General features: G+C 65.6%; 17 protein-coding genes. 6 read left to right on the top strand and 11 right to left on the bottom strand.

The features are described 5' to 3' along the window. Positions 1-18 precede the first annotated feature (18 nt). Positions 19-1,368 (bottom strand): APC family permease, encoded by a 1,350-nt coding sequence (locus tag LDO22_RS19180; protein WP_224025301.1) that lies wholly within the window; start codon positions 1,366-1,368, stop codon positions 19-21. Positions 1,369-1,377: 9 nt separating this feature from the next. Further along, the gene (locus LDO22_RS19175; protein WP_224025300.1) at positions 1,378-2,256 is read right to left on the bottom strand and encodes a carbon-nitrogen hydrolase family protein; all 879 of its coding nucleotides are present in this window, start codon (positions 2,254-2,256) and stop codon (positions 1,378-1,380) included. A gap of 96 nt (positions 2,257-2,352) precedes the next feature. On the opposite strand from LDO22_RS19175, the gene LDO22_RS19170 reads away from it, so the two are divergent. The 3 genes from LDO22_RS19170 (at position 2,353) to LDO22_RS19160 (ending at position 5,490) form a co-directional block, all read left to right on the top strand. Further along, a complete protein-coding gene (locus LDO22_RS19170) occupies positions 2,353-3,105 on the top strand; it encodes an FCD domain-containing protein (RefSeq protein WP_224025299.1) in 753 nt (250 codons plus the stop codon). A gap of 210 nt (positions 3,106-3,315) precedes the next feature. Further along, the gene (locus LDO22_RS19165; protein WP_224025298.1) at positions 3,316-4,662 is read left to right on the top strand and encodes a DnaJ domain-containing protein; all 1,347 of its coding nucleotides are present in this window, start codon (positions 3,316-3,318) and stop codon (positions 4,660-4,662) included. A 78-nt stretch (positions 4,663-4,740) separates the two neighbouring features. Continuing rightward, the gene (locus tag LDO22_RS19160; RefSeq protein ID WP_224025297.1) at positions 4,741-5,490 is read left to right on the top strand and encodes an NAD(P)H-binding protein; all 750 of its coding nucleotides are present in this window, start codon (positions 4,741-4,743) and stop codon (positions 5,488-5,490) included. 299 nt (positions 5,491-5,789) lie between these two features. Here the strand turns inward: LDO22_RS19160 and LDO22_RS19155 are convergent, their stop codons facing one another. From LDO22_RS19155 to LDO22_RS19120, 8 genes are all read right to left on the bottom strand, one after another. After that, a complete protein-coding gene (locus tag LDO22_RS19155; protein WP_224025296.1) occupies positions 5,790-6,038 on the bottom strand; it encodes a hypothetical protein in 249 nt (82 codons plus the stop codon). A gap of 558 nt (positions 6,039-6,596) precedes the next feature. Continuing rightward, on the bottom strand, positions 6,597-7,700 hold the full coding sequence (locus tag LDO22_RS19150; RefSeq protein WP_224025295.1) for an NADH:flavin oxidoreductase: 1,104 nt from the start codon (positions 7,698-7,700) through the stop codon (positions 6,597-6,599). After that, complete coding sequence (locus LDO22_RS19145; RefSeq protein WP_224025294.1) at positions 7,697-8,029, bottom strand: hypothetical protein; 333 nt, start codon at positions 8,027-8,029, stop codon at positions 7,697-7,699. The genes LDO22_RS19150 and LDO22_RS19145 overlap by 4 nt, the downstream gene beginning before the upstream one ends. Before the next feature lie 41 nt (positions 8,030-8,070). Then, positions 8,071-8,811 (bottom strand): SDR family NAD(P)-dependent oxidoreductase, encoded by a 741-nt coding sequence (locus LDO22_RS19140; protein ID WP_224025293.1) that lies wholly within the window; start codon positions 8,809-8,811, stop codon positions 8,071-8,073. A gap of 38 nt (positions 8,812-8,849) precedes the next feature. Continuing rightward, positions 8,850-9,617: an SDR family oxidoreductase gene (locus LDO22_RS19135; RefSeq protein ID WP_224025292.1), complete on the bottom strand. Its 768-nt coding sequence runs from the start codon at positions 9,615-9,617 to the stop codon at positions 8,850-8,852. Continuing rightward, complete coding sequence (locus tag LDO22_RS19130) at positions 9,604-10,995, bottom strand: MFS transporter (RefSeq protein WP_224025291.1); 1,392 nt, start codon at positions 10,993-10,995, stop codon at positions 9,604-9,606. The genes LDO22_RS19135 and LDO22_RS19130 overlap by 14 nt, the downstream gene beginning before the upstream one ends. Then, on the bottom strand, positions 10,992-11,882 hold the full coding sequence (locus LDO22_RS19125) for a polysaccharide deacetylase (protein ID WP_224025290.1): 891 nt from the start codon (positions 11,880-11,882) through the stop codon (positions 10,992-10,994). Before LDO22_RS19125 ends, LDO22_RS19130 begins: the two co-directional genes overlap by 4 nt. A gap of 44 nt (positions 11,883-11,926) precedes the next feature. Further along, positions 11,927-12,946, bottom strand: coding sequence for an asparaginase (locus tag LDO22_RS19120; RefSeq protein ID WP_224025289.1), 1,020 nt, complete (start codon positions 12,944-12,946; stop codon positions 11,927-11,929). A 268-nt stretch (positions 12,947-13,214) separates the two neighbouring features. Between LDO22_RS19120 and LDO22_RS19115 the strand changes: the two genes are divergently transcribed. Then, positions 13,215-14,270 (top strand): LacI family DNA-binding transcriptional regulator, encoded by a 1,056-nt coding sequence (locus tag LDO22_RS19115; RefSeq protein ID WP_224025288.1) that lies wholly within the window; start codon positions 13,215-13,217, stop codon positions 14,268-14,270. Here the strand turns inward: LDO22_RS19115 and LDO22_RS19110 are convergent. Continuing rightward, complete coding sequence (locus LDO22_RS19110) at positions 14,267-15,712, bottom strand: helix-turn-helix domain-containing protein (RefSeq protein ID WP_224025287.1); 1,446 nt, start codon at positions 15,710-15,712, stop codon at positions 14,267-14,269. The two genes, LDO22_RS19115 and LDO22_RS19110, sit on opposite strands and share 4 nt — an antisense overlap. 112 nt (positions 15,713-15,824) lie before the next feature. Between LDO22_RS19110 and pxpA the strand changes: the two genes are divergently transcribed. Then, positions 15,825-16,577 carry a 5-oxoprolinase subunit PxpA gene (gene pxpA / locus LDO22_RS19105; RefSeq protein WP_346347075.1) on the top strand — a complete coding sequence of 251 codons (753 nt, stop codon included), beginning with the start codon at positions 15,825-15,827 and terminating at the stop codon, positions 16,575-16,577. Between the two features lie 13 nt (positions 16,578-16,590). Beyond that, on the top strand, positions 16,591-16,830 hold the full coding sequence (locus LDO22_RS19100; RefSeq protein WP_018770516.1) for an acetyl-CoA carboxylase: 240 nt from the start codon (positions 16,591-16,593) through the stop codon (positions 16,828-16,830). The last annotated feature ends 4 nt before the right edge of the window (positions 16,831-16,834 follow it).

Genomic DNA, 16,834 nt, shown 5'->3' with positions numbered 1-16,834 from the left:
AAGAGCCACAAGACAGGCTCAGGCGGCGGCCTCGACCGTGGCCTTCTCCGTGGCCGTCATCTCCGGCGGCGCCGCCTTGAAGCCCCGCGTGATCAAGGCCAGAACCAGCACGCCCAGCACCAGCCAGGACACCCCCAGCGTAATGGCGTTGCTGTCCAGCTGGGAGAGCAGGTACGCGCAGATGATCGCGCCGATCACCGGGACCACCACGTAGGACACCGGGTTCAGCTGCTGCCCGGCCCGGCGCTGGCGCACATAGTGGAACACCACCGAGGCGTTCACCAGCGTGAAGGCGGTGAAGGCACCGAAGTTGATGAACGACGTCGACGTCGCCACGTCCAGGAAGATCGCGATCAGGCCGATGATGCCCGTGATCACCAGGTTCACCACCGGGGTGTGGAACTTCTCGCTGAGCTTGCCGAAGACGGCCTTGGGCAGGACGGAGTCGCGGCCCATCGCGTACATCAGCCGGGACGCGCTGGCCTGCGCGGCGAGGCCGGAGGCGAACTGCGCCACCACCAGGCCGGCCAGGAACACGGCGCCGAACAGCTGCCCGCCGATCTGCAGGGCGATGGAGCTGGCCGCGGAGGCCGAGTCCTCGAACACGCCGCCCGGGTGGACCAGCTGGGTCACGTAGGAGACGGCCACGAAGATGCCGCCGCCGATCAGGGCCACGAGCATGATGGCGCGCGGCATGGTCTTGCGCGGGTTGACGGTTTCCTCGGTGAGGGTGGTGACGGCGTCGAACCCCAGGAAGGAGTAGGCGGCGATGGCCGCGCCGGCGGAGATGGTGGCGAAGCTGGAGGTGTCGTTGACGAACGGCTGGCTGCTCACCAGTCCCCCGGCGCCGGCGGTGGACACCACGTTGCCGATGGACAGCGCCACGAAGAACACGATGACCAGCAGCTGGAACGCCATCAGCACGTAGTTGGCCTTGTCCGCCACCTTGATGCCCAGGATGTTCAGCAGCGTGGTGATCACGATGAAGCCCACGATCCAGAGCCCGATGGGGATGCCGGGGAACTGAGCGCTCAGGTACGAGCCGCCGATCAGCCAGATGACCATGGGCAGGAACAGGTAGTCCAGCAGGATGGCCCAGCCCACCAGGAAGCCCACCCGGGGGTCGATGGAGCGGCGGACGTAGGTGTAGGCGGAACCGGCCACGGGGTAGGCGATGGCCATCCGGCCGTAGCTGTGCGCGGTGAACAGCATGGCCACCAGCGCCACCAGGTAGGCGGCCGGCGAGGCGCCGCCGGTGGCTTCGGCGATGATCCCGAAGATCCCCAGGACGATCAGCGGGGTGAGGTACGCCAGCCCGAACAGGACCAGCGAGGGCAGCTTCAGCGTGCGGGTGAGGGTTGTTGTCACGGGGTTTCCTTACGGCTTGTAGGACGGCGGTGTCCAGGTGGCCGGATTGATCCGGCCTTGGTAGACGGAAAGTTCGACGGCGGGCTCCCCCTCGCGGAACTGCGACCAGGGGCGGTTGAGGTTCTCCGTGCCGTGCGTGCGGACATGCTCGACGGCGGCCAGGTCCAGTTCCGCGGTGAGCAGCTGGGGTTTCTCGTCCGTTGCTTCGGTGAGGGTGTTGCCCTCCGGGTCCACGATGATGCTTTGGCCCTTGCCGCTGGGCCCGGCGCAGTTGACACTGACCATGAACACCTGGTTGACGATGGCGTTGGCCTTGGCGAGGATCAGTTCCTGCCTGCGGTCCGGGGTCGTGGTTTTGACGACGTTGAGGATCACCTCCGCGCCCATCCAGGCGAGCTGGCGGGACACCTCGGGGTACCAGGCGTCGTAGCAGATGTTCAGGCCCACACTGCCGATGCCGGGCAGGTCCACGGTGGTGAACCGGTCGCCGGGATCGTAGGGCTCGAACGGGCGCCAGGGGAAGATCTTCCGGTAGTAGCCGGCGAGCTCCCCTTCAGGCGACAGGACCAGCTGGGTGTTGAACAGCTGCCCTTCCGGACCGCGCTCGCAGACGCTGCCGGGGACCAGCCAGATGTTCAGGTCTTTCGCGAGCTGCTTGAGTTCTTTGACCCGGGGTCCGTCCAGCGGCTCGGCACTTGCCTGAAGCATTTCGGCGCGCTGCAGGTCCGGGTCTTCGTCGCCGAACAGGTGCAGCTCGGGGAAGACCACCAGCTTGCTGTGCGGCTGGGCTTCGAGGGCTGCTTTGACCTCGTCCGCGAAGGCCGAGACGGGTTCGCCGATGAGCCGTGGCCGAGCCTGGGCGGCGACAAGGGGAAGGATGCGTTGCATGGGTTTTTCTCCGCTGTGGGGTGTGATCCGGGTTATATTAGATCAGAATGATCCAATAAAGGGAAGAGGGCCGGTGTGCGCCGTAAAGTAGCGGTTATGACGGATCAGCTGGAGGACACCGCCGAGCCCTCACGCCTGGGTACCGGCATGGAGCGGCGCAGCGCCATGGACGCGGTCCGGATGCGGATCGGCATGGCGATTTCCCTGGGACTCTTGAAGCCGGGCGAGCGGCTGCCGGACCAGGAGGACGTGGCCCTGGGCCTGTCGGTCAGCCCGATCACCGCGCGCCGCGCACTGGCGAGCCTGGCGGAACAGGGCGTGGTGGTGCGCCGGCGTGGCCGGGCCGGCGGAACGTTTGTCGCGGATGCGCCGCCTGCTGAGGTTTTGGCGTCACTTTCGGCCTCCCCCGCCGAGTCGCAGGCCGTGAACCGGCTGGTGGACCGGCGTCTCTTGTTTGAATGCGCGGTGACGCACTACGCGGCAGTGAATGCCACCACGGAGCAGCTGGACGAGCTGGAACGGCTGACCCGTGAGATGGCGGAGTCGAGCGACTGGTCCTACTACCACCGGATGGACGAGCAGTTCCACCAACTGGTGGGCACCGCGTCATGCATGGACACCGCCGTCGAGGTTTACCACGAGACCCTGGCGGAGCTCTACGACTACTTCATCCCTTACCCCATCGAGAAGCTGCACAAGTCGAACCTTGACCACATCGCGCTGGTGGCAGCCCTGCGGGCCGGCAAGGTTGAGGAAGCTGTGGAGGTGTCGCGGAAGCACGTGGACATCCTGCACCGGACGATGTTCATGGGGCTAAAAAATTCCGGCGGCCTTGCAAACAAGTCATAAATCGAGAATCGGCTGCAAAGTGTCCGCCTGAGATACGGGTTGCACGAGCGCTTGCGCCATGTCGTCGTATCTTTCAAGCAGACACGTCCCAAGTCGTTATATAGAACGCTCAACTCGCCCCTTTCGGTTGCCTTTTGCTGACATCTGAAGGTCAACAATGCGATCAACACGGTCAGGCTGGCTCCGAAGAGCGGTACAAAAAGATCTGGAATGAATATTGTTCACATCAACAATTCTGCAGATACGGCATTGTCGCAGGTAGGCTGCCTGAGGGGAACGAGAGGAACAGTCCTGATGGCACAAGCAGCGGTCAGTCATTATGAGGTGCTTGGAGTACCAACCACAGCAGACACAGCTGAGATCAAAAAGGCCTACCAACGCAGACTCAAAATGTCGCACCCAGACGTGGGTGGCAGCACAGGACTCTTTAGACTCGTTCAGGAAGCCTACGAGGTCCTGTCCGACCCGGCCCGCAGAGCGGTCTATGACCGTGCTGGAAACGAAAGTGACTTTGGGAGAGCCGCAAATAGCGGCAATCAGAGTCGAAACCAGGAACAAGGGCATTCCCGTTCCAGTTCATCTCAGCAAAGGACAAAACAAACTTTTGCTGAAATGGAAGATCCGCCCGTCTTAAGTCCTTGGACCGGACCACCTGTGGAGTACCGGCCTCCGCTTAAACCGGCAACCCGTGACCCTGAGAAGATCCGACGCCCCGCACCAGCGTGGACACGTACTTGGCGCACTGTCTTTTTCGTAATCGGCAGCGTTTTCACCTTCCTGCCGCTTTTCGCCACCGTGTGGTACTTCTTCACCGCTCAATCCAGTCCGACCTGGCTGTCCAAGTGGTTGCCAGGCCTTCTCCTCACGGCGCTGACTGTCTGCTTCTGGTATGTGGTGGCAAAGCTCCCAAAGTGGTGGACAACGAGGAAGCGGCCTGCACCACCAGAGGTCCTCGCTGACGCTTTTCTGGTTGAAGAAGTCCTCAACCGCCGAGTCCACGGCGTACCCGGCCGCAGCTTGTCCGTGGGGCGCTTCGGGGACAAAGCAGAGATCGGAGCTGAGGGCGAACGGCGAACAGCGCGGCTGATTACTGCGTCCATCCTCCACGCAATTCCGTCGGCCCGTCTCATCAACGGGCTGCGTTGGCCGGGATCGGAACACGCCGACCTCGATCATGCAGTTGTCGCTGGAAACAGAATCGCCCTGATCGACTCCAAGATGTGGGCGGACGGCGTGTATTGGTGGGACAACAAACAGCTCTTCCGCAACGGCCGGGAGCTTAAAGCCTTTGGCCTTGGAGCAGGTGTGGAGGCCGTTCGCGCTGCGTACCCCGGATACGTCGTTGAGGGTTGGGTGGTACTGCACTCGGGGACGGGAAGGCTCTCCATGCCATTGGTGGAGCGTGCGGGCATGTTCCCGCTTCCCGGCCGAGCACCCATCCGGCTCGTTACTCCGTTAGAACTCGCATCCGAGGTCCATGCCTTCCTCCTACAGGCCCATGAACCCAATGTCGTCCATGTTCCCGGACTGGCCGGACTCCTACGCTCCATGTTGTAGATCATGACCGGCACGAAGTCCTTCACGAGCTGAGAGCCCCGGACCGAGTTGCCGGGGAACCGGCTTAGGATTTCTTCCATGAGGATTGCCGTTGCAGGGGGAACCGGTACAGTGGGCCGCCACGTTGTGGCCATCGCCAGAGAACGCGGGCACGAAGTGGTCAGCCTCAGCCGCGCGGAGGGGGTGGACCTGGTCAACGGGCGGGGCCTCGATCAGGCACTCCAGAATGTTGAAACCGTCATCGACGTCTCCGGCATCCAGGCCACGTCCACCAAGAAAGCCGTGGATTTCTTCACCAACGCCACCCAGAAATTGCTGGCGGCCGAGAAAAAGGCCGGCGTAAAGCACCATGTGGCGCTGTCCATTGTGGGCATCGACAAAGCCAACTCAGGACTCTACGCCGGGAAGCTGGTGCAGGAGGACGAAGTCAGGCACGGCGGCATTCCCTGGACCATCCTCCGATCCACCCAATTCCACGAGTTCGTGCCGATGTCCATCAAAGCCGCGTCAGTAGGCCCGCTGGTCTTCGTGCCCATGATGTCCACCCAGCCGGTGGCGGCCAAGGAAGTAGCCATGGCCCTGGTGGACGCGGCGGTGGCCGGACCGCAGGGACGCCTCCCGGATCTCGGCGGGCCGCGGGCCGAACAGCTGAAAGACCTGGTCGCTGCCTACTTAGCCAAGACGCATCAGAAGAAACGAATCGTTCCGCTGCCCCTTCCCGGCCCCATGGGCAAGGCCATGCGCAACGGCTCCCTAATCCCGGCGCCGGGATCCGCCGTCGGACGCCAAACGTTCCTGGAGTGGCTCGAAACCGTCGACTCTGCGTAAGCGAACGCTTTACCGTTTGACGGAGACTGGGGTCAGAAAGAGCAAACAAGCTTGACTTTGATAGAAGGGTGGTAATCCAAGCAAGGGTCCCGCACGCACCCCGACACATTGAGCGTCACTGAGAAGCGGATTCGACAACGACCTGAACCCGGCCACCGGCCACCCCGGACGGAGCTGGACGGGGCTGGACAGGGCTCCTTTCCCGTCAGCACAGAAAAGGAGGCCGACGACGACACTGGGTGTCGCCGTCGGCCTCCTTTTGCCTCCGTGGTGGGCTAAGCCGCCGCGGAACTAGGGCTTTAGGCCGCCGGGAGCGTGAGGTAGCTGCCCTCGACAGTGTCGGCGGGGACGACGAGTGCGCCGGCCGCCGTAACGTAGCTGCCACGGGTGGGGCGGGACACGTTTCGGCTGCCGGGTACGGTGACATAGCTGCCCCGGCCGACGGTCACGCTGCCGGCGGGAAGGGTGACGTAGCTGCCTCCGCGCGGGGCTGGGGCGGATTGGTTGGTGGGAAAGGTTTTTGCGGGTCGTTCGGCCAGCGTAGTCATGGGTTCTCCTCGGGATTTGGGATGAGGGCCATTCGGGTTGTTGTGTCGCTCAAACAGGAAGGGCGGTGGCGAAGAAATCGCATGCCCTGCTGGCCCGGGAATGTTCACCGGTGCGGCACTCAAGGGCGGCGGTGACCTGTAGTTAAATTTACCCGCTTATTACGAGTTATTCGAAATAACGTGGCAAGACTCACCAGCCCGTAGGACCGCCGCCACAGACTGCGGCACTCTGGACAAAAGAGAGTCTGTGGCATCAGGTCCGGCCCGCCATCACCGCCGACTGGCTCCAGACCGCGGCCGCGCTGGTCAAGATAGCAGGCGGCTGATGCCGCTCAACCCCGGCGAGAGCCCCGGATTCCTACTCTCGCGCGCCACGCTGCGCTGGCAGCGGGAGGGCGCGGCGGCACTGGCCCCGACCGACCTCACGCACGTCCAGTTCGTGCTTCCGCCTGCGCCTGGTGGGCTAGCTGCTCGGCCGTCTGACCCGGCCGGTGGGGTGAGAACCGTGTGACACCCGGCCTGGCGCCGGGTGTCACACCGCCAATCGTTAGGGACCGCTTATGCGGGATCCTCCAGCTCCCAGTCCTTGACGTCCGCCAAAGGAGCGAAGACGGCGGGGTCGAGCTCCCCGAATTCCAGGTTGTTGCGGACAAGGTGCGGCCAGTTCCGGTTGGCCAGGGCTCCCTTGCCCAGGGCGACAACGTCAGCTGAGCCGTCCGCCAGCATTGAAGCGGCCGTATCCGGATCATCGAGCTTGCCGTTGGCGATCACCGGCACCCCGGAGTACCGCTTGGCCAGCGCAGCCAGGGTTTCCTCCGCATCCGCGAACGCGGGCTCAGCGGCACGGTACTCGGTGGTGTGGACAAAATCGATCCCCGTGGCACCCAGGGTGCCGAAGATGACCTCGGCTTCCGCCACTCCCCCGCCCCACTTGTGCTCGGTGTCGCTGACCTTGGACTGGGAGATGCGGATCCCCACCGTCATATCCGGACCAACGGCCTCGCGGACGTCGTGGCAGATTTCAGCGGCAAGCCGCACCCTGTTTTCCGCTGACCCGCCGTAGCGGTCGTCGCGCTGGTTCAGGTAGTCCGTGAGGAACTGGTCCAGCAGGTACCCGTTGGCACCATGGATCTCCACGCCGTCGAACCCGGCCTGCTGCGCCCGCAGCGCTGCCGTGACGAACCCGTCCCGGACCTCTTTCATCTGGGACAACGTGATCGCGGAAGGAACAGGATACGGGCCTTCGCCGCGGTAAAATCCCAGCTGCTCCCCCTTGGGTGCCACCGCCGATGGCCCCACCGAGGAGGTCACATACCGGTTCCCCTGGCTCTGCGCCCCCGCGTGCATGAGCTGCGCGAAAATCTTCGAGCCCGCCGCGTGCACGCCGTCCACCACATTCGCCCAGGACCGGGCCTGCTCCTCCGTCGCGATGCCCGGCTGGAAGTGGTAGCCCTGGCTGTGGGCGGTGTCCGGGTAGATGCCTTCCGTGATCAGCAGCCCAAAGCCGCCGCGCGCAAAGTTCCGATAGTAGGACGCCATTCTCTCGGTGGCATGTCCGTCCTCGGTGGCGCTGATGCGCGTCATGGGAGCCAGTGCCACTCTGTTCTCCAGCTCGGTGGCACCGATCCGGATGGGTGACCAGAGCGGGGAATAATCAGTCATGCACAATCTCCTTGTGTTTGGGGTCCGGCAAGACCGGCAGCCCGTGCGGGCAGGCCCGCATTGTCTGGATCCGCCGCATACGCCTGCCGGCGCCTTCGCAGCCGGTCCAGAACCGACGCGTCGGTGAAACAGCCGAGCACGGCGGACCACAGTTCCTCGACGGTATGGCACTGGCTGGAGGCACCGGCGGGGCCCGTCATGAGCCAGCCGTCCTTGAATGCGGTCACCTTCGGGGCGCCCGGGAGGCCGGCGCAGACGGCGTTGACCGTGGCTGCCACGATCAGGTGTTGCCGCATGGTCCGCACCGGCCCCAGGGCAGGGTCCGCCACGGTGGTCCTTCCGCAGGCACCGCACATGTTGTTCCCTTTCCTTACGGCATCACGTCGCCGGAGTTGGGCCCCAGCGTCTGCCCGACGAACAGGTTTCCGCCGGGGTCGCTGGCCAGCAGCACGGCGGCGGGCGCCACTTCCTCCGGCGTCCCGAACCTTCCCAGCGGAAGCTCGGCGCGCTTCGCGGCCTTCCAGCTCTCCGAGATGCCCTCCACCAGCGGCGTCTCGATCGGGCCCGGGGCGATGCAGTTGACCAGCACATTGTCCGCCGCGGTTTCCAGGGCCAGGGCTTTGGACAGGCCCACGACACCGGCTTTGGCCGCACTGTAATGCGTCAGCCCCACGCCGCCCTTAATGGCCAACTGGGAGGCGATGTTGATGATGCGGCCCCACTTGCGCTGCCGCATCTCCCCCACCACCTCCCGGCAGCACAGGAACACACCGGTCAGGTCCACCGTGAGGGTCTCGTTCCACATGGCCAGGGACATGTCCTCCAGCGGCGACTCCGTCAGCAGGCCGGCGCTGTTGACCAGGACGTCGATGCCGCCCAGCCTCTCCCGGGCCTCGGCGAAGGCAGCCTGCACGCTGGCTTCATCGGCCACGTCCACGCGGATGGCACCGTCCCCGCCGGCCCGGTCCAGCACCGCCACCCGGTCCCCGTTGGCTAGGAAGGCCTCGGCGATGGCTTTGCCGATCCCGCTGGAACCGCCGGTGACCACCACCCGGCGGCCGTTTCCTGCCTGGGCGTTTCCGGACGCTTGGTCAGCAGTCGATGTGTTCATGGTGTCCTTTCGTTGTGAGGCGGGCTGTCAGGGCGCCGTCAGGCGCGCATCTTCACGGTGAGGCCGCCATCAACCACCAGCGCCTGCCCCGTGATGTAGCGGGAGTCGTCGGAGGTGAGGAACCCGATCACGCTGGCCACTTCCTCCGGCTTTCCCACCCGGCCCCAGGGGATGTCATTCCCGGCACGTTGCAGCCCCTCGGGGCCCAGGGAATTCACCGGGTCCAGGGACTGCGGGGTCTCAATAAGGCCGGGGATCACGGCGTTGGCCCGGATCTGCCGTGGACCCAGTTCCACGGCCACGCTGCGGACCAGGCCCAGCACCCCTGCCTTGGCAGCGGCATAGTGGGCGTGTTCCTCCCACCCGTACACCCCGCCGGCGATGGAGGACACCGCAACCAGCGCGCCGCCGTCGGTCATTCTCTCCGCCCCGGCACGCAGCGTGCGCAGCACGCCGGTGAGGTCCACGTTGAGCATGTCGTGCCAGCGCTCATCCGTCATCTCCCCCAGCGGGGAATTGCGGAGGATGCCCGCGTTGGCGATCGCGTAGTCCAGCCGGCCGTACTCGTCCACGGCCCGCTGCGCCAGGGCATCCACGGACGCGGTGGTGCGGACATCCACCTCGTGGATCACCGCCTCACCGTTGGCCTCCTTGACCAGCCGGAGGGTTTCCTCCGGATCGTGGGGATCGCCCGGGAAGGTGCCGATGACGGACACCACCCCCTGGCGGGCGTAGTGGACGGCGAGGGCGCGGCCGATGCCGCTGGCGGCGCCGGTGATGATGGCGACTCTGTTAGGCGACGTCATGGGGGTGGTCCTCCATCAGGGCTTCAGCAGGGGGCTTGGCGGCGATCATCAGGAGCCCGGAGACCAAGGTGCCCAGAGCACCGACCCAGAGGGCTGCGCTGCCGGTGCCGCTCCCCGCGGCGATGGCGGTGAAGATGGCGCCGCCGATGATGGTTCCGGGCTGGCTCATGGCGCCGATGAACGCGGTTCCGGTGGCCCGGCAGCTCACGGGGTAGCACTCGGCCATGAAGTACTGGATGGCCGCGTACGGACCCACCAAAAAGAACAGGCCGGCGCCGTAGGTCAGGATGATGGTGAACGGGTCGCTGGCCAGCGGGCTGAGCATGATGGCGAAGGAAATGCCGGAGAGGATCCAGCCGCCGATGATGGTCCGCTTGCGGCCGATCTTGTCCCCGAGCCAGCCGTGGAACACATAGCCGAAGTAGGCCAGCAGGTTGATGACGATCAGCATCCAGAACGCGTCGGAGAGTTCCACGCCCTTGGCGTTCTTGAGCACGGAGCTGCCCAGGACGCTGAAGATGGTGATACCGAAGAAGTTCACGATCCACGCGATGGAGAACACGATGGTGTTCCGGCGCAGGTGCGGCTCCCAGATGCGCTTGAGCGGCGCTGACGAGGAGTGCTCGACGCCGTACGCGTGGGCCAGGGAGTGCGCGTCCGCCGTCTTGCCGCTCTTTTCGAGCTCGGTCAGCTTGTGGTGCAGTTCGAACTGGGGCGTTTCCTTGAGCTTCTTGGCGATGACCCAGACGATCACGGCGGCCGGGATGGTGGCCATCAGGTACAGGGCGCGCCACCCCAGGGAGGGCAGGAAGGCCAGGGCCAGGGCGCTGGCCAGCAGGAAGCCGAGCGGCCAGCCGCCCTGGATGAAGGAGTAGTGGAAGCCGGGCCGCTTGCGCTTGTCCGCGACTTCGGTGACCTGGTAGACCTCGTTCATGTAGGTGGCGTTCACGGCCTGCTCGGAGAAGCCGAGGCCGCCGAAGGAACGGACCACCACCAGCATGGCGTTGCTGAGGAACGGGATCCCCGTGGGGATCAGTGCCGTGAGGCCGGAGACGACGGCGGTCCCACCAATGGTGGTCATCATGCCTTTGCGGCGGCCCAGGCGGTCAATGACGGGCCCGATGCCGAAGCAGACGATGGCGGTGCCGACGGCAATCCAGGTGTTGATGGCGTACGCCTCAGGCGCAGACCAGCCGAATTCCTGCTGCATGGCCGGCAGCAGGGTGCCGAACAGGCCGTAGTCGAAGACGGCCACTGTCCAGGCCAGCAGGGCAAGCACGGTGGCGGTGGTGGTGTGGCGCTTGGAAAAGACCGGGAAGCGGCGCTTCTCGTCCGGGCGGGGCTGCGACAGGTCGACAACCGGTTCTTGGATGCTCATGACTTGTTGTCCTTACGGGGGCTGCGTGCGAGGAAGGAATCGGCGATCTGGTCAAAGGTGCACCAGGTGACGCCCTCATGGGAGTTGATGTGTTCGATGAGCCGCTCGAGCATGAGGAGCACCTGCGGGCGGCCGGAGACGTCCGGGTGGATGGTCATGGTGAAGACGGCCTGGTCCATTTCGCGGTAGACCCAGTCGAACTGGTCCCGCCACATCTCTTCGATGTCGCGGGGGTTGACGAACCCGTGCGAGTTCGGGGATGCCTTGATGAACATCATGGGAGGCAGGTCATCGAGGTACCAGTTGGCCGGGATTTCCACCAGGTCGGTTTCCTGCCCGCGCTTCAACGGCTCCATCCAGGTCTGGGCGTCCTTGGTGTAGTCGATCTTCTTCCAGGAGTCCCCTACCCGGACGTAGTACGGCTCGAAGTCCCGGTGCATCAGGGAGTGGTCATACTTGATGCCGCGCTCCAGGAGGATCTCGTTGGTGACGGGCGAGAATTCCCACCACGGCGCAACGTAGCCGGTGGGCCGGCGGCCGGACACCTTTTCGATCAGTTCGATCGCACGGTCCAGGATGGCGGTCTCCTGCTCCCGGGTCATGGCGATGGGGTTCTCGTGGGAATATCCGTGCACCCCGATCTCGTGCCCGGCATCCACGATCATCTGGGTCAGTTCCGGGAAGGTTTCGATCGAGTGGCCCGGCACGAACCAGGTGGCCGGGAGGTTGTATTTCTGGAACAACCGGATCAGCCGGGGTCCGCCGACTTCACCGCTGAACAGGCCTCGGCTGATGTCGCACGGGGAGTCCTCTCCTCCGTAGGAGCCGAGCATGCCTGCCACTGCGTCTACGTCCACGCCGAAGGCGACTTGAATGTCCTTAGCCATGAGATTTTCCTTTCAATTCGTTCAAAACCGGGGTGTTCTGGGTGTCAGGCGGAAGGTTCAGGGGGCCTCCCTCGTTGGGCAAAAATTTCGGTGATCCGGTCCCGGTCAGGATTGATCCTGAGCAGGAGGCTGAGCAGGATCAGCGACTGTGACGGCCGGAGGTGGCCGGAGCTGATGGCACCGGCAACGCGCAGGTCTTCGCCACCGCCGCCGGCCCCGTAGATGGGCACCACCGGTCCCGCGTCCACGCGGGTGCTGGTGACCACCACGGCGCCGGACGCGACGGCGGCGGCCACCTCTGCGCAGAGGCTGGCGTTTGCATTGCCGCTTCCGGTTCCTTGCAGGACGATGCCTTCCGCTCCTGCTTCAAGGGCGGCATGCATCAGGGTGGAGTCGGCGCCGGGATAGGCGGCAACCAGGTCCACCCGCGGGGAGCCGCCGCCCGGCTGGGGCAGGGGCAGGGCCTCGAGCCTGCCGCCGCTGCCGTCCATGGCAACTTCTCCCTGGGCTGATACCTGGCCCAGTACCCCAAAATCGGGGTTCGCAAAGGCATTCAGCCGAAGAGTTTGGCTTTTCCGGACGCCGGCGGCCGGAAAGATGGTGCCGGCAAAGTGGACCATGACCCCCTTGCCCCGCCCGTCCTTGGAACCGGCGACGGCGATGGCCCGGGCCAGGTTGTCCGGCCCGTCGGGAGCGTCGGAGTCTGCTGCCCGCTGCGAGCCGGTGAACACCACCGGCCGCTCGTCCGTGTGCGTCAGGTCCGCGAGGTAGGCGGTCTCCTCCATGGTGTCCGTGCCGTGGGTGACTACCACGCCCAGGACGTTAGGGTCCTTGAGGACTTCCTGGATGGTGGCGCAGATCCTCAGCATGTCGTCGAACGTCAGGAGGTAGGACCCCTTCTGGAATACGTCGAGCACCCGGACGGGGTGTGACACCCGCGGGCCGAGGGCTTTGAACACCTGCTCGCCGGTATCGGAGGCGACCGCGCCGCCGGCCTCGGAAGAACGCGACGAGATGGTGCCTCCGGTAGCCAGCAGCACGACGTGGGAGTCGGTAACAGTCATTTCAGCTCCGGTGGTTTGCTGCGCAATCCGCAACCCAATCGATTGGGTAACTTTCCGCAGAACGGGCAGTTGCGATGGACACGAGGGGCGGCGCCGGGGGGTGGGGGCGCCGGGGAAGGTTTGTGATGCGCAGCTACCCAAACGTTTGGGTAGCGCTGATGAATGACTATAGGATGTGAAGCGGGTCACGTCAAGGGTTGCCTTGGTGCCCTTCCGGGCACCGCGGGCGGACCTGGGCTACAGTGGCCCCGGTGGGCAGGAGAAGGACATGAAAGAAAAGGCCGACGGCGGCGGAACAGTCACGCTCAAGGATTTGGCTCGGGAGCTGGGCGTCCATCCGTCCACCGTCTCCAGGGTCCTGCACTCCGGTTCCGACGTGGCCAAGGGAGCGGCCTCTGCCGCCACCGCCGAGCGCGTCCGTGAACTGGCCCGCAAGCTGGGCTACTCCCCCGATCCCCAGGCCGCCAGCCTCCGCACCCGCCGCACCAAACTGCTCGGCGTCATCGTCCCCCGCCTTTCGGACCTGGTCCTGGCCATCATGTACGAGGGCATCGACGAAGCCTCAGCCGAGGTGGGGTACTCCGCGTTCGTAATGAACTCCCGCGATGACCCCGACGAACAGCGGCGGAAGATCGACCTCATGCTGGCCCGGCGGGTGGACGGCCTGATCATTGGCGACGCCCACCTTGACGGCAGCCTCCTGCAGGAACTGACGGACCGGAAGGTCCCGTTCGTGCTGATGAACCGCCGGGTGCCGGGCTACCCGTCCGCCACCTGCGACGACGTCGTGGGCGGTGAACTCGTGGCCAGCCACCTCTGGGAGATGGGCCACCGGCAGGTGGCGGTCATTGCCGGCGAGCCCTACGCAAGCACCGCCGTCGACCGCACCGCCGGCTTCCTGGACCGCTGGCGGTCCCTTGGCGGCACCATTTCCGACGACGACGTGGTGTGGTCCAAATTCGATACCGCCGGCGGCCGGGAGGCCGGGGACAAGATCCTCACCAGCGGCAAACCGCGCCCCACCGCCATCTTCGCGGTCAACGATTTCGCGGCCATCGGCGCGATGGGGGCCCTGCGCTCCCACGGCCTCACCGTGGGACAGGACGTGGCCGTGGTGGGCTACAACGACACCTCCCTGGCTGCCGAGCTTCCCATTCCGCTGACCTCGGTCCACTCCCCCATGGCGGACATTGGACGGACGGCGGTGCAGCTCATCCAGGCCGTGCTCAGGGGCGAAAAACCCGAACCCGTACAGCTGGAACCCACCCTGCTGGTCCGCGAAAGCAGCGCCGCCAGGGCGCCCGCGGAAATGGCGGCCAACTAGGTTCCGGCGGCGACGATCCGCAGTGCCAGCAGGCACGTGGCCCGCACTTCGCCGTCATCCAAGTCAACCCGGAGAAGCTCCTCAATTTTCCGCAACCTGTACGTCAGGGTGTTGCGGTGGATGAAGAGCTCCGTGCAGGTTTCGCGCGTATTCCCGCTGTACCGCAGGTAAACCTCAAGCGTTTCGCGCAAGGCCGTGCCGCCGTCGGACATCAACGGGGCCAGAAGGCGCCGGGACATGGCCACCAGCCCGGCGCCGGGCAGGCCCTCCACCACGCCGGCAAGGTCAGCCACCGGCGCTTGATGGAGCCCCGGCTCGCCCACCCGGCGGCGGGCCAGCTGCAGCACCAGCGGCAGTTCGTCCAGGTTCCCGCACCCGGAGACGACGGCGGACAGTTCCGGCGCGTCCTGGAAGGACTTTTGGACGGCTTCCATGAGCTCCATCCCGGCTTCCCCGCGCTGCACCAGCACCGTGGTGAGGCCGGCCTCCTCCATGAACCGCACGGTCACGAATTCAGCCTGCAGGCCCACCCGCACCCGCCAGGCGATGGTCCGCAGCTTGGCCGGCGCAACCTCCCCCGCACCGCCGATCAGCACGACTCCCCACTCCCTGTCCGGCTCGAACCCGGCCTCCGCCGCGTAGCGCCGCAGGGCCGGCGCCGGAGTCCCCCGAGCCTCGTAGAGCGCCTCGATCAACCGGGCAGCTTCCCGCGAATGCAGGGGCGACCGGGACCCCAGGGTGTAGCTCAGCTGCATGGCAATCACCGCAGCCACCGGCCCCAGCAGCGGCTGCAGCACCAGGCTGCTCTTGATTCCCTCGATAGCCAGCCTGAACCGGAGGATTCCGCCGCTGGGCAGGCTCAGGATGGTCCGGGCCGTCCCGCCCCCGGCCGTACCTGCCGCCATGAGTTCAAACCCGTTGTGGTCAAGGACCGCCACCCGCGCCCGGATGGTCGTGGCCACCCGTTCCAGGACCTGCGCCAGCGAGTGGCCGCCCGCCGCCAGCCTGGTGCACTCATCCGCCAGGTCCCACCCCGCGCGCAGCTCGGCATAGCGTTCGGCGGCGATAAGTTGATCCACGTGCCGCATCACCTGGATGAACGGCACCTCCGGAGGCAGTTCAAGCAGCGGAAGGCCATGCGCTTCGCAGGCCTTCACCAGCCCCGGCGGCAGTTCCCGGTGCGCTGCGCCCAGGCCGAAGACCAGTCCCGAGACGGGCACGGACATCAGCCGCTCCACGTAGGCATCCCAGATCCGGTAGTCCTTGACGTTCAGGCCCATCCCATTGGTGAGCAGCAGCGCGTTGACGCTGAGGAAGGGGGTTGGGTCCATGTGCTCCGTGGGGGCGCACCAGGCGATGGGCCGGGCCAGGCGTCCGGGACTTCCCGGCACGGCAAGGCGGATGTTCAGCGCGGAATCCGCGGCGAGATCGGCAACACGCATGGCAGGCCCTCCTGGTTAGTGCAAAAAGCATAATCCGCGTGGCCACATTCGGCGATCCGCCGGATTCCGGCCGGGCCCCCGCCTCTGTACCGTTGCCTGCATGCAAAAAAACGTGACAGAAACCACGCCTGCCCGGGTGCTCCTGAATTCGGACATGGGTGAAGGCTTCGGCTTGCACGAGTTCGGCAACGACGCCGCCCTCATGGAAATCATCGACGTCGCCAACGTCGCCTGCGGCTACCACGCCGGTGACCCGGACGTCATGAACCGGACGGTGGCCCTGGCCGCGGAACACGGCGTGGCCGTGGGCGCCCACCCGGGGCTCCCCGATCCCATGGGTTTTGGCCGCCGCCGCATGGTGCTCACCCCCGAGGAGGTCGAATCGATCATTCTCTACCAGACCGGGGCACTGACTGCCTTCCTGGCGAAGAACGGGCTGTCCCTGAACCACATCAAACCCCACGGCGCGCTGTACGGCATGCTCGCCGGCGACGAAGACCTCATGCAGGCGGCGGCCGGAACCGCCAAACAGTTCGGTGTTCCGTTCTACGGCCTGGCCGGGACCGCCCATGAATCCGTGTGCCGCGCCGTGGGCGTGGACTTCGTCGCGGAGCTCTACGTGGACCTCAACTACGGCCCCGGCGGCGAGCTCCTAATCCAGCGACGCCCTGCACCCACCGACCCTGAGGCCGCCGCGGAACGCGTCAGCCGGGCGGTGGCAGGCGGGCCCGTTCCCGCCGTCGACGGCACTCCCCTGAACATCGCTTTCCAGAGCATCTGCGTCCACTCGGATGCTCCCAACGCCGTCGCCGTCGCCTCCGCCGTGCGCAAGGCACTCGACTCATCCCGATCCACCCACTCCTGAAAGCGAGCAGCACATGGCCACGATCGTTTCACCCCTTCCCGGCGTCTTCTACCGCAAGCCCGGGCCGGGCAAACCCCCGTTCGCCAATGAAGGCGACACCATCGAAGTCGGCCAGACCATCGGCATCGTGGAAATCATGAAGCAGTTCACCGAGATCCAGTCCGACGTCGCCGGGACCCTGGAATCCTTTGAAGTCAACGAAGGCGACATGGTCAACCCGGGCGACTCCATCGTCGTCATCCGGGAAGGATAAAGGC

The sequence above is a fragment of the Arthrobacter sp. NicSoilC5 genome, assembly GCF_019977395.1.
GTDB lineage: Bacteria > Actinomycetota > Actinomycetes > Actinomycetales > Micrococcaceae > Arthrobacter.
This window is presented reverse-complemented; position numbering and strand designations above follow the sequence as displayed.